Genomic DNA, 17,392 nt, shown 5'->3' on the forward strand with positions numbered 1-17,392 from the left:
CAAAGCAAGAATCCTGCGGGAAGCGCAGCACAAAAGGTGGGTGATTTTTATGCGTCGGGCATGGATAGTATAACAATCGAAAAACGCGGTTACAAACCCCTTAAACCACTGCTTGCCAAAATTGAATCTATAAGCGATATACCGTCTCTAATGAATTTTGTGGCTAACGAAGCAAAAGTATACAATACTTCAGTTTTAGCTTTTGGAGTCTCACCCGACGATAAAAACAGCAGTATGAACATTGCCCATGCTTACCAATCGGGCATTGGTTTGCCGGACAGGGACTATTATTTCAAATCAGATTCATCGACTGTTGCCATACAGCAGTCGTACAAAAAATATCTTGCCGCATTATTTCAAAATACGGGCAGCAACGCCAAAGACGCCAAAAAGAACGCCAATCTGGTATACGATATTGACAAACAACTCGCCGTTTCGCATAGAACAAAAGTTGAACTTCGGGATGTGCAAGCCAATTATAATAAGATGGCTGTGCGAGATCTTGTAAAAAGACATCCAAACATAGGCTGGGCCGATTTGTTAAATAATTTAGGCGCACAAACTGATTCTATCGATGTAGGCCAACCAGCCTATTATGACGCCCTTAACAAGCTTTTAAAGACCATTCCCATCAATGACTGGAAAGTGTACTTAAAAGCAAATTCCATAAGCAGATATGCAGATGACTTAAGTAAAACTTTTGTAGATGCCGCATTTGAGTACACCAAGGTGCTTTCCGGTCAAGCTGTCCAAAAATCGCGTGGAGAAAAAATGGCTAGTGCGGTTGACAGTTACTTGGGCGAAGCCCTGGGGCAATTGTATGTGAAGAAATATTTTTCGGAGGATGCCAAGAAACGTATGTTGGTCCTAGTGAATAATCTGCAAAAGGCTTATGCTGTAAGGATTGATAAGTTGGAATGGATGAGTCAAGGCACAAAACAAAAAGCGAAGGAAAAACTGTTTGCCATCACGAAGAAAATAGGATATCCCGACAAATGGAAAGATTACAGCAATGTGCAGATAGCTAGAGGCAGCTATTTTGAGAACGTCATGTCGGCCTCAGCAGCTGCCTATCAACGTCAATTAGCTAAATTGGGCAAGCCTGTCGATAAATCAGAATGGTTTACAACACCTTCAACAGTTACGGCATATAATAATCCTACCGCAAATGAGATTGTCTTTCCGGCAGGTATTTTACAAGCCCCCTATTTTGATAATGCCGCGGATGACGCACTTAACTATGGAGGCATTGGAATGGTCATAGGCCACGAAATAACCCATACTTTTGATGACCAAGGCGCACAATATGATAAGGACGGTAACTTAAAAAACTGGTGGACAAAAGAGGATTATAAAAAGTTTAAATCAAGGATACAACAAGTCATCGATATGTACGGCACATATACCGTTTTGGACAGTTTACATGTTAATGGCGCCATGACCGTTGGCGAAAACACGGCAGATATTGCCGGAATAGCTGTTGCTTATGATGCCTTTAAAATGACCAAGGAAGGACAGGATTCCACAAAAATCGGCGGTTTTACTCCAGACCAACGCTTCTTTATCTCTGTCGCTAAAATATGGAGAGTGAAAATGAAAGATGAGTTCCTGCGTTTGTGGATTAACAACAACCCACATTCCCCACCGGCTTGGCGTGTCAATGGGCCATTAATGAATACTACCCCTTTTTACGAAGCATTTGGCGTAAAACCAGGCGATAAAATGTTTTTGTCTAAAAAGGACAGATTAACAATTTGGTAGTATAACGTCAGCATAAAGGAGTTAAAAATAACAACTTGTCCTTGCTAAAAAAAAGTATGCCAAAACATAGCTATCGTTTTCGAACCCAACGAAATTACAGTTTGTGATCGCGTATTCGGTAATCAAATTGGCATAGAACCGCTTTCATGCAGTAAAATTGTGTGAGTCGCTTATTCCGAACTTGATTGAGAATCTTGTCGAAAATTAAAAAATGACCTGCAAACATAAAATTGCATTTTTTTTATGTTAATTCATTTCCATTCCCATTTATAAATTCATCAAATATGTTGTAAGCTTTGAGGTATTTGATTGCTTCAATTTCAGCACTTGTAATTTCTAAATTATCGGAATAATGATTCGTTTCGTAATGATCCAATGTTCCTTTTAGCGCCAGCTTTTTAATTTGCAATTTTGCTTTTTGTCTAAAGCCGTACAATTCCATTTCGAGAGTAATCAGTTTTTCTTTAGAAATTTTTAGTTTGCCTTTTTTGTATTGTGCCAAGTTATAAATTTCAAGCAAATCCATCTCTTCAACCTGTTGAATTAAAATTTTCAAGTTAAACGGGTTTTCAACTAGAGGCAAAATAATCCTGATTGCTCTTATGATTCTTTTCACCACGGTAGGGTCCTCTTTTCCCCATTGAAAAATCTGATCGAAACAAAAATCGATAAATTCTTCAAAATTAAATTCATTCACTTGAATTTTTTTGGATTCCAAAGTTCTTGAAGCCGTTGAAGGAAATTCTCTCAAGGCCAATTCTTTTGCTATTTCCCCTATCTGGTCTATGCAATTTAAACAAGTCGTGGGATCATTAACCGCAGGAGAGATGGCTTTTATGCCAATGTCCACCAGTTTTCTCACCCCGAAATTGATGTCCTGGGTATGGCTTCTGAACAGCTTAACTTTAAAAGTGTTTTTGACAATCGCTCCGATTTCCTTTTTCAAACTGCTTATCTGGTCCCGGTTGATTTCGACACTAAAAACTAGTACCAAAAGCACGGTTGTCTCTTTCATAATAAACTCCCCTATAATAGGTTTTTGATACGCGTTTTCAAAAACTGCTCCAACATCCGAACTAAGAATAGACTCTGTTAACTGTTCCAGTTTATTGTAATTAACGCTATCTAAATAACCGGTTTCAAATGGGCTCACAATTTTTATCTGAAATCTGTCAGCGTTTATTTTTGATCTTTTATAAAGTAAATTTTTTCCGAAACTCCAATTTTCCTGATATAACTCATTGATTTCTTGAATCATTTCCGACTTAATCCGGTTCGTTATAGTGGAGACATTCATATTGATACTTAAATAAGTAATCATATTGGGATAAGCCCAAATCAAACAATAAAAAGCGAAGATAGAGCCCGTCGTAAGTGTCAAAAGAAACGAGGTTTGGTAAAAAACGGAAGCTAACTGAGGCAAGATACACAACGAAATTGTACCGACGAACAATCCGATAAAATGTTGCATTTTAATATCATTTGATAAAAAATGTCTCAAAATTCGCGGAGAAAACTGAGAAGATGCCAGCTGCATCACAACAAATATAACAGAGAAAGTGGTTAAGGAAATACCAATCAGAATAGAGATTAAAGTAGTTGAAACAGGAATTAGCCTATTGTAAATTTCAACTTCATTAATATCGAATTTTACTCCAAAATCAACAAAATAATCAATTGTCATTAAAGCGAGACCAATAATAAATGCATAAATACCACTGGTAAATGTTCCTATATGTTTTATCTGATGCTCAAACATATTCTTGGTACGATGTCTGAATTTTAGTTTCATGATTTAAAATTTCAATATGTAAATTTAAACATAAATACCTCTATTACATTAGTCTTGATTTTTAATGATTATTTCATTCGCACTATAACAGAAATTTAAAAAAATGGAACACGATTTATAGTAACTGAATCTCCTTTTAAAATTTCTAGGATTAGGAACATGGTATTAATAGGATGTTATTTACTTTTGCTTTAATTAAGTAACACTCCTATTTTAATAATTATCCTTGGATATAATTAAACCTTGACTATTATTATTTTTTAAACCAATTTTAAACCTCAGCAAATGACCTTACACATAGAAACTCCGGCTCTGCTATTTTCGGCCACCTCGTTGATCCTCTTGGCCTACACCAATCGTTTTTTGACCATCGCCACGATCGTCAGAGGATTAAAAAAGACCTACGAGGAAAAAGAAAACAAAACCATCCTGCTGGAGATCAAGAACCTCAACCTGCGATTAACGCTGATCCGTTACATGCAGCTTTTTGGCGTGTGCTGTCTGTTCCTTTCCGTTTTCGCCATGTTGCTGTTGTTTCTCGACCATCAATTAATCAGCATCTATCTTTTCGGCTTGAGTTTATTGAGTTTACTCATCTCATTGGGCTTGTCCTTTTGGGAAATCAGCATCTCGGTAAATGCATTGCGCCTGCATTTGAGCGACCTGATGGATGCCGGAAAGAAATAGAAGAAAAACGATTCATTAGTCTGCTAATTTTTTGAAGGTCCTTCTTACAAATTTAAAATCCGAAAAACGACAAAAAACGGGGCTTTCCCAACTAAAAAACTATCTTTGTCGGCTTTTAAATTTAAAATAATGATTGAAAATAAGGTCTTAAAGGGAGTTTTTTTAGTTGCATTTGGTGCGACCAGTTATGGCATGTTGGCCACTTTCGTGAAAATGGCCTATGACGAAGGATACACTACCGCCGAGGTCACTTCATCCCAATTTATATTGGGTATTTTAGGGATTCTGATTATCAATCTGTTTCAAAAAACAAAAAACAAAGACAAGACGCTCAAGGCCTCAAAGCGAAACATATTCCACTTGATGCTGGCAGGAACTTCCCTTGGAATGACCAGTGTGTTTTATTATTTGGCCGTAAAATACATTCCGGTTTCCATTGGTATTGTCTTATTGATGCAAACCGTTTGGATGGGAGTTTTGCTTGAAATGATTCTAGAAAAAAAAATCCCTTCGACCCAGAAAATCATATCGGTAGTTGTCGTACTGATCGGAACCGTCTTGGCGACCAACTTAATCAAAAATGAAGTCTCTTTGGATTGGCACGGAATCATGTGGGGGATTTTGGCGGCCGCCTCATTCACCACGACGATGTTTACCGCCAATCGAGTGGCAACAGACATTTCTTCAGCCCAACGCAGTCTATACATGTTGCTGGGTGGAGCGGTCATAGTATTTGGATTCTCGATAGCGACGCAAACCGCTCCTTTCAACTTTGAAATATTCCTGAAATGGGGAATCATTTTGGCCCTTTTCGGCACTATAATCCCCCCTATGCTGATGAATGCAGGCTTTCCGCTTACGGGAATCGGCCTGGGAAGCATCGTTTCTGCGCTTGAACTTCCCGTTTCGGTGATGATGGCATTTTTTCTTTTGAATGAACAGGTCAATGCAACGCAATGGCTCGGTATTGTCTTAATTATTTTGGCCATAGTGATTATGAACGTGAATTTTGGAAAACGAATTAAATAAGCTTTCTTTTATTAAAAAAATATTCGCTTAATATTCCTAAATTCGCAACTGCAATAATTTTAATTCGCATCATTATGGATTTACCTTGGCATCTTTACTTAATGGCTATGATTTATACCGTTGCGGGACTCAATCATTTTAGGAGTCCTAAACTTTACCAAAAAATAATACCTCCTTATTTCCCTAACCCAAAATTATTAAACCAAATAAGTGGTTTCGCTGAAGTGACATTGGGAATAACGCTGATGATCCCAATGCTTTCTAACTATGCCGCTTGGGGAGTCATAGCGTTGTTAGTTGCCGTTTTCCCCACTCATGTCTATATGTACCAAAATGAAAAAGCAGCAATGAGATTGCCAAAATACGTTTTGCTTTTACGTATGCCGTTGCAATTGGTTCTGATTTACTGGGCTTATATCTATACCTAAAGGATAAAATCACTGTTCTATTTCGCTCATAGTAGGTATTTTTTTATTTCAATGAAGTTAATGTAAAAAATGCTATTTTTGAAACAAACAAGCGCATCATCATGAACGAAATTATTGCCTACTTTTCAACGATTCCCTCCGCACATCGAAGTTTAATTCTGGTAAGCGGCATCACTATTTTTTGGCTCATCGAGAACGCTTTTCCTCTTTTTAACTTTGACTACAAGAAATGGCAGCACGCCAGCATCAATATTTTCCTGACCTTAACTACAATTGCCGTCAATTTTTCATTGGCATTTATACTGTTGCAATCGGCTGATTGGGCTTTTGCAAATCAGTTTGGAATTCTGCAATGGCTGCCGCAAATGTCATTATGGTTATACGCCTTAGTTGGTTTGCTGCTATTGGATCTAATAGGAGCCTATCTCGTTCACTGGGTAGAACACAGAATTAAATTCTTGTGGCGCTTTCATCTAATCCACCATACGGACACTTGGATCGACACCACATCGGCCAACAGGCACCATCCCGGCGAAAGCGTCATCCGATTTGCCTTCACCACATTGGGAGTACTAATCGTTGGAAGTCCCATGTGGCTGGTTTTCCTGTACCAAACCCTGTCCGTTATCGCTACGCAATTCAACCACGCCAATATAGCAATACCAAAAAAATGGGATACTGTTTTGAGTTATCTCATCGTCTCTCCTGACATGCATAAGGTGCATCACCATTACAAATTGCCGTACACCGACAGCAATTACGGCAACATTTTTTCGGTCTGGGATCGCCTTTTCGGGACCTTTAAAACGCTTTCAAAAGAGGACATCGTTTACGGGGTGGATACCCATATGAAGACGGAAGAACACAATCAATTGCAGAATCTACTGAAAATACCATTTCAAAAACCTCGCCCATCCGAAAAGTTATAATTGGTATAAAAAAAAATCATATTTTGGTGAGAAGTAAATATATTTTTATTAATATTGGTGTCTGATTTAGAATCAATTATATTAATCATTAAAAACAAATTGAATTAATTTTCACCTGATGAAAAAGAGTAACCGCAAAGAATTGACCTGGGAACAAACAGAAAAACTTGTTACAATGGCCCTTGAGGAAAAGAATCCTTTTGAAATTATCAAAAAAGAATTTGGTCTAGCCGAAAAAGAGATTCTGGAAATAATGAAAAAGAAAATGCCCGCAGAAAAATTTGAAATGTGGAAAAAGAAAGCTGCAGCAAACAAGCCAAAACCAAAACCAATTAAAATTGATGATTTTGATGAAGATTTGGACGGTAAGTACTACATAAAAAACAAATTGGATTAGCCGATTGAAAAACACTCTTAATAAGGGTGTTTTTTTTTTATAAAATACCGGAATAAAATGTAACAATTCTATTTTTTGAAAGTCTAACAACAAAATCAAACTAACGAAAAAATGAAAAAAATAATTTACACGGTTGCGTTTGCATCTATTTTATGGAGCTGTAAAACTGCCAGTTCGGTAACTTCAGCCTCTTCGAATAAAGAACAGGTTCAGGTTGCGATAAACCTGAATGACATTCAAGAGGATAAGGTGATGGTGACGGTAAAAGCCCCATCCATTACCACCAGTGAAATCACCTATCATATTCCAAAAACGGTTCCAGGAACCTATTCTGAGGACAATTACGGAAGATTTATAGATGATATGAAGGCATATGACGCTAAAGGAAATCTATTAGTGGTAAAGAAAATAGACAGTAATTCTTGGTCTATTTCAAAAGCTAAGACGTTGGACAAAATCACATATTTGGTAAATGATTCCTTTGACGTTGAAAAAGGCACCGGTTTTGGGCAAGACGACGTTTTTTCGCCAGCAGGTTCAAACATAGACGCCGGTAAAAATGTGATGCTAAATACGCATTGTTTCGTGGGCTACTTCACTAATTTCATGTCCACTCCATACAAAGTGGCTGTCTCGCATCCGGCGGTAATGTGGGGAGCCACATCAATGACCGATATAGACTCTAGCGACACAAACGACGTTTTCATCACCTCGCGTTATGCGGAATTAGTTGAAAACCCCATCATGTACTCAAAACCGGACTATACTTCGTTTACGGTTGACGGAATGGACATTAACATCGCCGTCTATTCTCCTTCCGGAAAAGTTACCGCCGAAAGCATTACGCCGGAGATGAAAACGATGATGACCGCACAAAAGAATTTCTTGGGAAAAATAAATTCAACCAAAAAATACAGCGTTTTACTGTATCTGTCTACCATGAAAGAAGGCGACGCGAAAGGTTTTGGCGCTTTGGAACACCCGACCTCCACTACGGTTGTGATGCCTGAAGTGATGCCGAAAGAAGAATTGGTGAAATCAATGAAAGATGTCGTTTCCCATGAATTTTTCCATATCGTAACCCCATTGAGCATTCACTCTAAAGAGATTCAATACTTCGATTACAATAATCCAAAAATGTCAAAACATTTATGGATGTATGAAGGAGTTACGGAATATTTCGCCAATTTATTTCAAATCAACCAAGGGCTGATTACGGAGGAAGATTTCTACAACCGTCTTTCAGACCAGATTGAAAGAGCAAACGCGATGAACGACACCATTCCATTCACGACAATGAGCGCCAACGTATTGACAGAACCATACAAAGGACAATATGTAAATGTGTACCAAAAAGGCTCGTTAATTGGAATGTGTTTAGACATCATCATCAGAGAGAAAAGCAATGGAGAAAGAGGAATACTTGATTTGATGCAAAAGCTCTCCAACGAATATGGTGTTTCAAAACCTTTTAACGACGATGAGCTTTTCGCAAAAATAACTGCTTTAACTTATCCTGAAGTGGGCGAATTCCTAAAAACTTACGTTGCGGGTCCAAGCCCGATTCCTTATGACACCTATTTCGCAAAAGTGGGATTGTCAAAATCTACAACTAAAATTCCAGCCAATGTTTTCCTAAAAGGCCAAAAACCTTACATCACGGTGAATCCACAAACCAAAGAAATTGTTGTTTTGCCAAACATTGAATTAAACGTTTTTTATACCTCCTTGGGCCTGAAAGGCGGCGATGTAATAATGGCCATAAATGACAAACCTTATACCCTGGAAAACATTTATGACATGATTGGCGCAAGTCAGAACTGGAAAGAAAACGATGCAATCACCGTAAAAATAAAGCGCGACGATGCAATCCAGACCATTAAAGGAACGGTGAAACTTCCTTATGAAGAAAAGCAAACGCTCAAAGCGACCGATGCTTCAAAAACACAACTAAAAGAGGCCTGGCTGAAAGCCTAATTGAAAACCAAATTTGAGAAATCCCAATGTAGAAATATATTGGGATTTTTTTATGAAATTTCGGTAAGTTAGTCTCTCATCTTTCCAACTATTTTCTTTATTTTGCAGCAAAATATATAACCAATGAAAAAAATAATTCTTGCATTCGTTTCACTTGTGCTTTTGGCATCCTGTAACAAAAACGAATCAAAAACAAACTTGCACATTACTGGAAACATCAAGGGACTGAAGAAAGGAACATTGTACATCCAAAGAATTGTTGACACGGCACTTGTGGCCATAGACACAATTACGATTGATGGTAGTTCTGCATTTGAAAGCGATATCGACTTAAAATCTCCTGAGATGTTATATTTGTATCTGGACCGAGGAACCAGCAACTCATTAGACAATAACATACTGTTTTTTGCTGAGCCTGGAACTATAAACATAGATACCAACTTAGAGTCTTACATATCTGCCGCGAAAATTACCGGTTCAAAAAATCAAGATTTATTTGAGGAGTATAAAAAGATCAATTCTCGTTTTACGGACGAAAAACTAACTTTGATTGAACAAAAGTTCAATGCAATCAAAAGCAACAACGCAAAAGCGATCGATAGCTTGAGCGCAAAACAGGACTCCAACATAAAGAGAAAGTATTTGTATGCGACTAATTTTGCCATAAACAACAGGGACCATGAGGTAGCTCCTTACATTGCTTTATCCGAGATCTACGACATCAATGTTAAATATCTGGACACTATACAAAAATCAATGAGTCCGCAAGTGGCACAATCGCTTTACGGGAAAAAATTGACCGAATACGTAGCTTCGATCAAAAACCAAAAATAAATCGACTGGAAACCCCATTTCGATTATTTGTGAAAACACAAAAACGTCCCGATTTTCACGGGACGTTTTTTTTTGGTGCATGCTATAAAAACCCATTTATGAACTTGTTTAAAATAAAAAAACCACCTAACAAAAGTTAGATGGTTTTACCGATGAGCCGGCGGAGGGACTCGAACCCACGACCTGCTGATTACAAATCAGCTGCTCTAGCCAACTGAGCTACGCTGGCGTCTCATTACGGGTGCAAATATAAGTCTGAATTTTAAATTTCCAAAACAAATTTGCACTTTTTTATTGTTTTTTTTGACTACAATTCGTTGATTTTAGCAATCAATTGATTTGCAGTTTGTTCCAATTCAACGTTGATTTGTTTGAAATGTGCTTTTTTGTTTTCAACGTTCTTAGCGTTCACTTTTGTGATCAAATCGTCAAATGCAGCAATAGCTTCATCAATTAAATTGTTAGTTTCAGTTGTTGGTTTTCCTGTAGTTGAAATTTCAAACAAGTAAACTGCTTCAATAATATCTCCTAAAACGTAGTTGATGTCTTTTTTTAAATTCTTAATATTTGCCATTTTATTTTTAATTTTAATTTGCGTCTGCAAAAGTACACATAATCTTTCTATTACTTGCTATGAAATGTAAATTTCTAAGATAGAAGCTTTTCCACTAAGAACGAAATCGGTCATCGCTGCGGGGAACAATACGGTATCTCCTTTTTTATATTTGGAAATGACATCATTATATTCCAACACAAATTCCCCGTCAACACACATATAGACAGTAAAGCTGTCTGCTGTCTTTGCAACCGTCTCTTTTCCGTCTAACGGAATAAAATTGGTGGTAAAGTAAGGACAGTCCACTATCGCATTCGACTGATTCAAATTCTTGCTGTAGGGACGATAAGTATCTACTTTATTGTAATTGATGGCATCCAGAGCCAAATCTATGTGCAACTCCCTGGTATTCCCCTGCGCATCCACCCTATCGAAATCATATAGGCGATAGGTAATATCACTCGTCTGCTGTATCTCGGCAACAACAAGTCCCGCACCAATGGCGTGAACAATGCCCGTTTCTAGGAAAAACATGTCCCCTTCTTTTACATTGACATCATCCAGAAGATTTAACAAGGTTTTATTTTTAAGGCTTTCCGAAAATTCGTTCGCATTTGATTTTTCTTTGAAGCCTACAATGATTCTTGCGTCCTCATCTGCCTGCATAATGTACCACATTTCTGTCTTCCCGAAAGAGTTGTGGCGCTTTTTGGCCAATTCATCATTAGGATGCACTTGAATAGATAAATCTTCGCGCGCATCCAAATACTTAAAAAGCAAAGGAAACTGCTTCCCGAACCTCTTATGAACTGCTGTCCCCAAGATCTCGTTCGGCATCATATCAATGATTTCTGTCAATGATTTTCCTTTTAATTCCCCATTTGCGACGATGCTAACATCACCCTCAACGGTTGACAGCTCCCAACTCTCGCCGGTTATCTTTGATGTGATTGGTTTATTAAGGACTGTTTTTAGCTTTTCACCTCCCCAAATTCTTTCTTTTAATATCGGCTCAAACTGTATAGGGTATATTTTTGTGGTCATTTATATTTATTTTTAATAAAAACATTTTCGCCGTCTCGCGAATTGTATCAGATACTATATTATTACTTTACTAAATGCTTAATGGCTTCTAATGCTTTAGGAATATGTTTGGTGGCCATCATACTGTCAAATATCATTTTTACCTCACCATTTCGATCCGTTACATAAGTTACCCTTCCAGGCAGCAACCCAAACATATTTGAGGGAACCCCAAATAATTTCCTGATTTTCTTGTCATTGTCAGATAAGAGTATAAAAGGCAGTTTGTGCTGTTTGGCAAACTTGTGATGTGATTCGATACTGTCACTGCTTATGCCGATAACTTCGGCACCCAAATCTTTGAAATCCTCGTATTGGTCTCGAAAACTGCAGGCTTGCGCAGTACATCCGGGCGTGTTGTCTTTGGGATAAAAATAAATTACCAGCGGTTTCTTCCCGACATAATTTTGGCTGTCAAAATCATTTCCGTCCATATCCTTTGCTACAAAATTCGGGATCCTGTCCCCCACTTTCAATTCCATTATTCTCCCTTATAAGTTACAAAATTGCGAGGGGTTTCGTAAAGAACCACTTCCAGATCAAATTCGGTTTTAATTCTATTTCTTATTTTGTTCCAAATCACCACCACAATATTCTCGGCAGTGGGATTCAGATTTTCAAATTCAGGGACATCCAAATTCAGATTTTTATGATCGAACTGATTTTCCACTTCCTCCTTGATGATGTCCGCCAAAATTTTAACGTCCATGACAAAACCCGTTTCTTGGTCAATTTCGCCGGTAACACTCACAATCAGCTCATAGTTGTGGCCATGGAAATTGGGATTGTTGCATTTTCCGAAAACCGCATCGTTTTTCTCGAAAGTCCAATCCTTGCGATACAGCCGGTGGGCCGCATTAAAATGTGCTTTTCTGCTTATGGTCACTCTCATGTTTATATCGTTTTAAGATTAAAAATCTTAGATCTGCATTTTTATACTTTGTGGTCTTCCAGAAAATGATAGAATTCGTTAAAAATGATTTTAAACCATACCGTATAGATTTCGGGATGCAATAGCATATCACTTTTTACGGCTTCAATATCCATCCATTTCCAAGCCTCCACTTCCTCGGGATTTATTTCCGGCTTTTCGTCATAATAGCCAATCATTACATGATCGAGTTCGTGTTCCGTCAAACCGTTGTCAAAAGGAGCTTTATATATAAAATGAAAAAGTTCTTTGAGATCGGTTTTAAAACCCATTTCTTCAAACAACCTTCTACTTCCGGCTTCAATATTGGTTTCACCTTCCCGCTGATGACTGCAACAAGTATTGGTCCAAAGCAATGGGGAATGGTATTTATGATGCGCCCGTTGCTGCAACATGATTTCATTTTTACTGTTTAAAATAAAAACAGAAAAGGCACGATGCAACACTGCTTTTTCATGTGCCTCCAGTTTAGGCATCAATCCAATTTGTTCGTCGTCTTTATTAACTAATATTACGTTTTCTTCTATCATATCTATTTTTAGCCTCACAAAAATACAAAAAAGATAAACAATAGAACCTCCTTTAACGTTCTGTTTCTTTTTGTTGAAGCTCAAAAAATTTGATGAAAATACGAATTGAATTGCATAAATCCATTCAAAGATTCTTTCGTACTTTTGATGAACTAAACTCTCGCTTACTATGAACTTGATAAAAATCCGAAAGGCAAAACTGAACGACCTAAAGATTCTGCTCGAATTCGAACAGGGGATTATCGCCGCGGAACGTCCTTACGACCCGACTTTAAATGAGGATAAAATTCATTATTACGATATTGAAAAAATGATCCTGACCGATGATGTTGAGGTCGTCGTTGCCGAAATTGACACGGTTATCGTAGGTTCCGGTTATGCGAGAATAGCCACGGCAAAACCCTATTTAAATCACAAAAACTATGCTTATTTAGGTTTTATGTACACTGACCCTAAACACAGAGGAAAAGGGGTAAATTCAAAAATTATCGAAGCATTGAAGAATTGGTGTCGATCCCATGACATTTACGAACTGCGTTTGGACGTCTACAACGATAATCCTTCAGCGATAAAAGCCTATGAAAAAGCAGGCTTCAGAAAACACCTAATCAATATGAGACTAGGATTGTAAAAGCGGCTGCCATTAAAACCAAAAATGTCTTTAATTCGTAAATACGATTAGTTAAAATATATTTAATTAGCTGTTAATTGTAAACTGCATGACATTACATTTCACAATAGCGCCTTAAATTTGTACTATCAAACCATGTTTACCTATGAAAACAAAATCATTTTTTAGTCTGTTATTATTGCTTTCTTTATTCATGCATACAGCCTATGGCCAAGCGATAAAAAAACAGAACAACTCAAAAAACTCGTCAATTATGGAAAATAAAATCATCAAACCCGAAAATCCGTATTACTCCAATACCGACACAACAAAATTAAATCTGTCTGATGCCGAATGGAAAAAAGTGTTGCCCGAAGACGTCTATCAGGTGACAAGAAAGGCCGATACGGAAAGGCCGTTTACCGGAAAATATTGGAACACCGATGAAAAAGGAACCTATTATTGCGCCGCTTGCGGCAACAAACTGTTTCGTTCCGGCGCCAAGTTTTCGAGCAGTTGCGGATGGCCCAGTTTTTTCGAGCAAGACAATAAAAACAGCGTAATTTACAAAAAGGATAATTCTTTGGGTATGGAGCGCATTGAAGCGCTTTGCGGCAGATGTGGTGGGCATCTTGGGCATCTGTTTGATGACGGTCCGGCACCCACCGGCAAAAGATACTGCATGAATTCTATCGCGCTTGACTTTGTGCCTGACAACAAATAAAATGCAGAATCACTTTACAATGGAATAAAGTTGCGAACAGATCTGATTTGCACAAATTAAACCCTGTTGAAACTTGAAACGATATTAAAAAAGCATAATTCCGGAAACCGAAAAGTTATTTTCGGTTTTTTTACGCGTTTTTTATCGATGCGCCTATGGCAATTACTTTCTTGTCATACTCTTCAAAAAATAACGCAATCACATTGTCTACAAACACATTACCTCCATTTTTTAAATTTAAAAAAAAATACTTACCACAAACAATGAAAAGATTATGGGCCATTGTTAAAAATGTTTGTGTTTTTTGGAATGAAATTTGTCTAACGACAATCAAATGCTTTTTTGTGTATATTTGGATGATATTTCCCCATGTTTAGAATTGTTCATGGATGATTTATATATTAAAACCATATTGTTTAAAAGCATGAAACAACATTATCAAATTAATTTTTTTTAGTATATGAATCGTAATGTTTACATAGATTTATTTAAGCAATCTCCATCCCTGTCGTTAGTATTGGATACTAGTTTCAATATAGTTACTGCAACCGACAATTTCCTAAAAGTTACGATGACCGAAAGGGAAGACATTACAGATAAAAATATTTTTGACGTATTCCCTGAAAACCCAAATGAAGAATCACCGGATTCTATCAGCAATTTGAGAAGGTCTTTAGATAGCGTATTGTTAAAAAAAACATCCGATAAAGTAGACTTTATAAAATATGACATTCAGAAACCGGCATCGGAAGGTGGCGCTTTCGAAGAACGGTACTGGAAGACCATAAATTCCCCTATTCTCGATTCTAACGATAATGTCAGCTATATAATGATGGTTGTTGAAGATGTGACTAAAAGAAAAAAGTTGGTTTCTAAAAACAAACAACTTAAAAAAAGCCTTACGCTTCTGGCTGAGTCTTACGAATTTTCCGAAGAAATCATCGGAACCATAATGGATCCCATGTTGGTTCTTAACCAAGATTTTAAAATCAAATCTGCCAGTAAATCATACTGCCAAAAATACGCTATCGACAAAGAAGATACCGAAGGAGTTTCTTTGTTTGAAATAAACAACAAACAGTGGGATTTTCCGGAATTTCGGAATCTCTTAACTGATATGCTTTCCACAGGTATAGTCTTTAATAATGTGGAGATAACCCATGATTTTTCGGGTTTTGGCAGAAAAACGATTTTGCTTAGCGCGAATTACATTTTTCAAAAAATTCATGATGAAAAAACGATTCTACTGGCCATACAAGATATTTCTGAAGTAAGGCGATTGTCGATGAAACTTCAGGCTAAGGAAAAGAAGGAGTTTGAAAACTTACTCGAGATACAAAAGAAAGCATCTAAAGAGATCGAAGACAGCAATAAGCGATTTAATATGGTATTGTTGCAATCTCCATTTGCAATTGCGATATTAAAAGGCAGGGACATGGTGGTTTCCCTGGCAAATGAAAGCATTAAAGAAATGTGGGGAAAAGGAAAAAATGTGGAAGGCCAAAAATTCAATGACATCCTACCTGAACTTATTGACAAAGAATTCCCTTTATTACTGGATAACGTTTTCACTACCGGTATTCCTTTTTACGGAAACGAGCTTTTAGCTCCAATTGTACATAACGGAGAATCAAGGGATTCCTATTTTAATTTTGTCTACCAGCCCTATTATGAAGCTGACGAAACCATCTCGGGAGTTACCATTATTGCGTATGATGTGACGACTCAGGTATTGGCAAAAAACGAACTGATTGAATCAAAAATCAACGCAGAGCTAAAAACAAAAATCGCGCAAGAGGCCGTAAAATCAAAACAGCAATTTTTGTCGAATATGAGCCATGAGATAAGGACTCCGATGAATGCCATTATCGGCTTTACCAATGTGGTTCTTAAGACTAAATTAGACAAGTCCCAAACGGAATATATTAACGCCATCAAAGAGTCTGGAGATGCATTGATCATTTTGATTAATGACATCCTGGACATCGCCAAAGTTGACTCCGGCAAGATGACATTTGATCAGACGCCGTTTAAATTATCAAAATCCATATCTACAATTCTGCGCCTTTTTGAACAAAAAATGAAGGAAAAAAATTTAGAATTAATCCATCATTGCGACCCCTGTATTCCCAAATTTTTAGTTGGAGATCCGATGCGTCTGCGACAGATTATTTTAAATTTAATGAGCAACGCAATAAAATTTACTTCAACCGGTAAAATCAGCATAAATGTTAAATTATTAAATGAAGACACCGATAAAGTCACCCTTGAATTTTTAATAACCGATACGGGAATTGGTGTTCAGCAAGATAGGCTGGACCACATTTTTAGCAATTTTGAACAAGCCACCAAAGGGACAAGCAGCTCGTACGGAGGAACAGGATTAGGACTTGCAATCGTTAAACAACTGGTAGAACTTCAAGGAGGCTCGATCATCGTGCAAAGTGAATTGGGCAAAGGTTCTTCCTTTGGATTCATCATGAATTTTGAAAAACTAACCAGCATTGAACAAGAAATCAAAGAACAAGTAAACCCAATGCTTCAGATTATCAAAAACGATTCTTTAACAGCAAAAATAAAAGTTTTGGTTGTCGAGGACATGACCCTAAATCAACTTCTGCTAAAGATCATATTGTTGGACTTTGGATATGAGATTGATCTAGCCGACAATGGCAAAATCGCCATCGAAAAATTCCAAAATAACACCTACGATATCATATTAATGGATTTACAAATGCCGGAAATGAACGGATTCGAAGCCACCTCCTATATCCGTGATGTACTGAAATCTACAATCCCAATTATTGCACTTACCGCCGATGTCGCTACCGCCGATGTCGAAAAATGCAAAGCGGTGGGCATGAATGATTATATTTCTAAACCAATAGATGAAAAATTATTACTTAACATGATCAACACTCACGTTTACAAAACAACCTGAGTTCAAAAAAGTGCCCGCATTCGTCAGCTGTATCAAAATCTTATGGAAGCAGATCCCAAATCCGGGATTTAAATTCCCGTCCTTTACAGTCCGAAAACAAATAAGATTAAAAAAATGAAAGCACTTACCTTTTCCGCATTTGGCAGCTCAGATGTTCTTGAATATCTAGACATTCCTACTCCA

General features: G+C 37.4%; 18 protein-coding genes and 1 tRNA gene. 11 read left to right on the forward strand and 8 right to left on the reverse strand.

Features of this window, described 5'->3' with window-relative positions:
• Positions 1 to 1,761 (forward strand): M13 family metallopeptidase (locus VIH09_RS02335; protein ID WP_331577480.1); only part of this gene is annotated, 1,761 nt, incomplete at its 5' end.
• A 241-nt stretch (positions 1,762 to 2,002) separates the two neighbouring features.
• Here the strand turns inward: VIH09_RS02335 and VIH09_RS02340 are convergent.
• Entirely contained in the window at positions 2,003 to 3,553 is a 1,551-nt protein-coding gene (locus VIH09_RS02340; protein ID WP_331577482.1) for a DUF2254 family protein, read from the reverse strand.
• Positions 3,554 to 3,838: 285 nt separating this feature from the next.
• Between VIH09_RS02340 and VIH09_RS02345 the strand changes: the two genes are divergently transcribed.
• From VIH09_RS02345 to VIH09_RS02375, 7 genes are all read left to right on the forward strand, one after another.
• Positions 3,839 to 4,240 carry a DUF2721 domain-containing protein gene (locus tag VIH09_RS02345; RefSeq protein WP_331577484.1) on the forward strand — a complete coding sequence of 134 codons (402 nt, stop codon included), beginning with the start codon at positions 3,839 to 3,841 and terminating at the stop codon, positions 4,238 to 4,240.
• 129 nt (positions 4,241 to 4,369) lie between these two features.
• A complete protein-coding gene (locus VIH09_RS02350) occupies positions 4,370 to 5,269 on the forward strand; it encodes a DMT family transporter (RefSeq protein ID WP_331577486.1) in 900 nt (299 codons plus the stop codon).
• Between the two features lie 74 nt (positions 5,270 to 5,343).
• The gene (locus VIH09_RS02355) at positions 5,344 to 5,697 is read left to right on the forward strand and encodes a DoxX family protein (RefSeq protein ID WP_331577488.1); all 354 of its coding nucleotides are present in this window, start codon (positions 5,344 to 5,346) and stop codon (positions 5,695 to 5,697) included.
• A 101-nt stretch (positions 5,698 to 5,798) separates the two neighbouring features.
• Entirely contained in the window at positions 5,799 to 6,626 is an 828-nt protein-coding gene (locus tag VIH09_RS02360) for a sterol desaturase family protein (RefSeq protein ID WP_331577490.1), read from the forward strand.
• A gap of 118 nt (positions 6,627 to 6,744) precedes the next feature.
• Positions 6,745 to 7,023, forward strand: a complete 279-nt coding sequence (locus VIH09_RS02365; protein WP_091430693.1) for a DUF2805 domain-containing protein — start codon at positions 6,745 to 6,747, stop codon at positions 7,021 to 7,023.
• Between the two features lie 111 nt (positions 7,024 to 7,134).
• Positions 7,135 to 9,000: a peptidase M61 gene (locus tag VIH09_RS02370; RefSeq protein ID WP_331577494.1), complete on the forward strand. Its 1,866-nt coding sequence runs from the start codon at positions 7,135 to 7,137 to the stop codon at positions 8,998 to 9,000.
• Between the two features lie 123 nt (positions 9,001 to 9,123).
• On the forward strand, positions 9,124 to 9,834 hold the full coding sequence (locus VIH09_RS02375) for a DUF4369 domain-containing protein (protein WP_331577496.1): 711 nt from the start codon (positions 9,124 to 9,126) through the stop codon (positions 9,832 to 9,834).
• A gap of 155 nt (positions 9,835 to 9,989) precedes the next feature.
• Here the strand turns inward: VIH09_RS02375 and VIH09_RS02380 are convergent.
• The 6 genes from VIH09_RS02380 to idi form a co-directional block, all read right to left on the reverse strand.
• Positions 9,990 to 10,063, reverse strand: a tRNA-Thr gene (locus VIH09_RS02380).
• 78 nt (positions 10,064 to 10,141) lie between these two features.
• Entirely contained in the window at positions 10,142 to 10,408 is a 267-nt protein-coding gene (locus VIH09_RS02385; RefSeq protein WP_331577498.1) for a hypothetical protein, read from the reverse strand.
• A 57-nt stretch (positions 10,409 to 10,465) separates the two neighbouring features.
• The gene (locus VIH09_RS02390; protein ID WP_331577500.1) at positions 10,466 to 11,434 is read right to left on the reverse strand and encodes a type I phosphomannose isomerase catalytic subunit; all 969 of its coding nucleotides are present in this window, start codon (positions 11,432 to 11,434) and stop codon (positions 10,466 to 10,468) included.
• A 62-nt stretch (positions 11,435 to 11,496) separates the two neighbouring features.
• The gene (locus VIH09_RS02395) at positions 11,497 to 11,955 is read right to left on the reverse strand and encodes a peroxiredoxin (RefSeq protein WP_331577502.1); all 459 of its coding nucleotides are present in this window, start codon (positions 11,953 to 11,955) and stop codon (positions 11,497 to 11,499) included.
• Positions 11,955 to 12,365 (reverse strand): 6-pyruvoyl trahydropterin synthase family protein, encoded by a 411-nt coding sequence (locus VIH09_RS02400; RefSeq protein WP_331577504.1) that lies wholly within the window; start codon positions 12,363 to 12,365, stop codon positions 11,955 to 11,957. Before VIH09_RS02400 ends, VIH09_RS02395 begins: the two co-directional genes overlap by 1 nt.
• Positions 12,366 to 12,406: 41 nt before the next feature.
• A complete protein-coding gene (idi, locus tag VIH09_RS02405) occupies positions 12,407 to 12,934 on the reverse strand; it encodes an isopentenyl-diphosphate Delta-isomerase (protein ID WP_331577506.1) in 528 nt (175 codons plus the stop codon).
• Positions 12,935 to 13,103: 169 nt separating this feature from the next.
• Between idi and VIH09_RS02410 the strand changes: the two genes are divergently transcribed.
• Positions 13,104 to 13,565, forward strand: a complete 462-nt coding sequence (locus tag VIH09_RS02410) for a GNAT family N-acetyltransferase (protein WP_331577508.1) — start codon at positions 13,104 to 13,106, stop codon at positions 13,563 to 13,565.
• A 145-nt stretch (positions 13,566 to 13,710) separates the two neighbouring features.
• Positions 13,711 to 14,268, forward strand: coding sequence for a peptide-methionine (R)-S-oxide reductase MsrB (gene msrB / locus VIH09_RS02415; RefSeq protein ID WP_331577510.1), 558 nt, complete (start codon positions 13,711 to 13,713; stop codon positions 14,266 to 14,268).
• A 130-nt stretch (positions 14,269 to 14,398) separates the two neighbouring features.
• On the opposite strand, the gene VIH09_RS02420 is transcribed toward msrB, so the two are convergent.
• A complete protein-coding gene (locus VIH09_RS02420) occupies positions 14,399 to 14,551 on the reverse strand; it encodes a hypothetical protein (RefSeq protein ID WP_331577512.1) in 153 nt (50 codons plus the stop codon).
• A 177-nt stretch (positions 14,552 to 14,728) separates the two neighbouring features.
• Here VIH09_RS02420 and VIH09_RS02425 point away from each other — a divergent pair, with 177 nt between their 5' ends.
• Positions 14,729 to 17,209 carry a PAS domain-containing hybrid sensor histidine kinase/response regulator gene (locus tag VIH09_RS02425; RefSeq protein ID WP_331577514.1) on the forward strand — a complete coding sequence of 827 codons (2,481 nt, stop codon included), beginning with the start codon at positions 14,729 to 14,731 and terminating at the stop codon, positions 17,207 to 17,209.
• Positions 17,210 to 17,392 lie beyond the last annotated feature (183 nt).

Origin of the sequence: Flavobacterium sp., from assembly GCF_036515215.1 — a bacterium.
Classification (GTDB): Bacteria; Bacteroidota; Bacteroidia; order Flavobacteriales; family Flavobacteriaceae; genus Flavobacterium.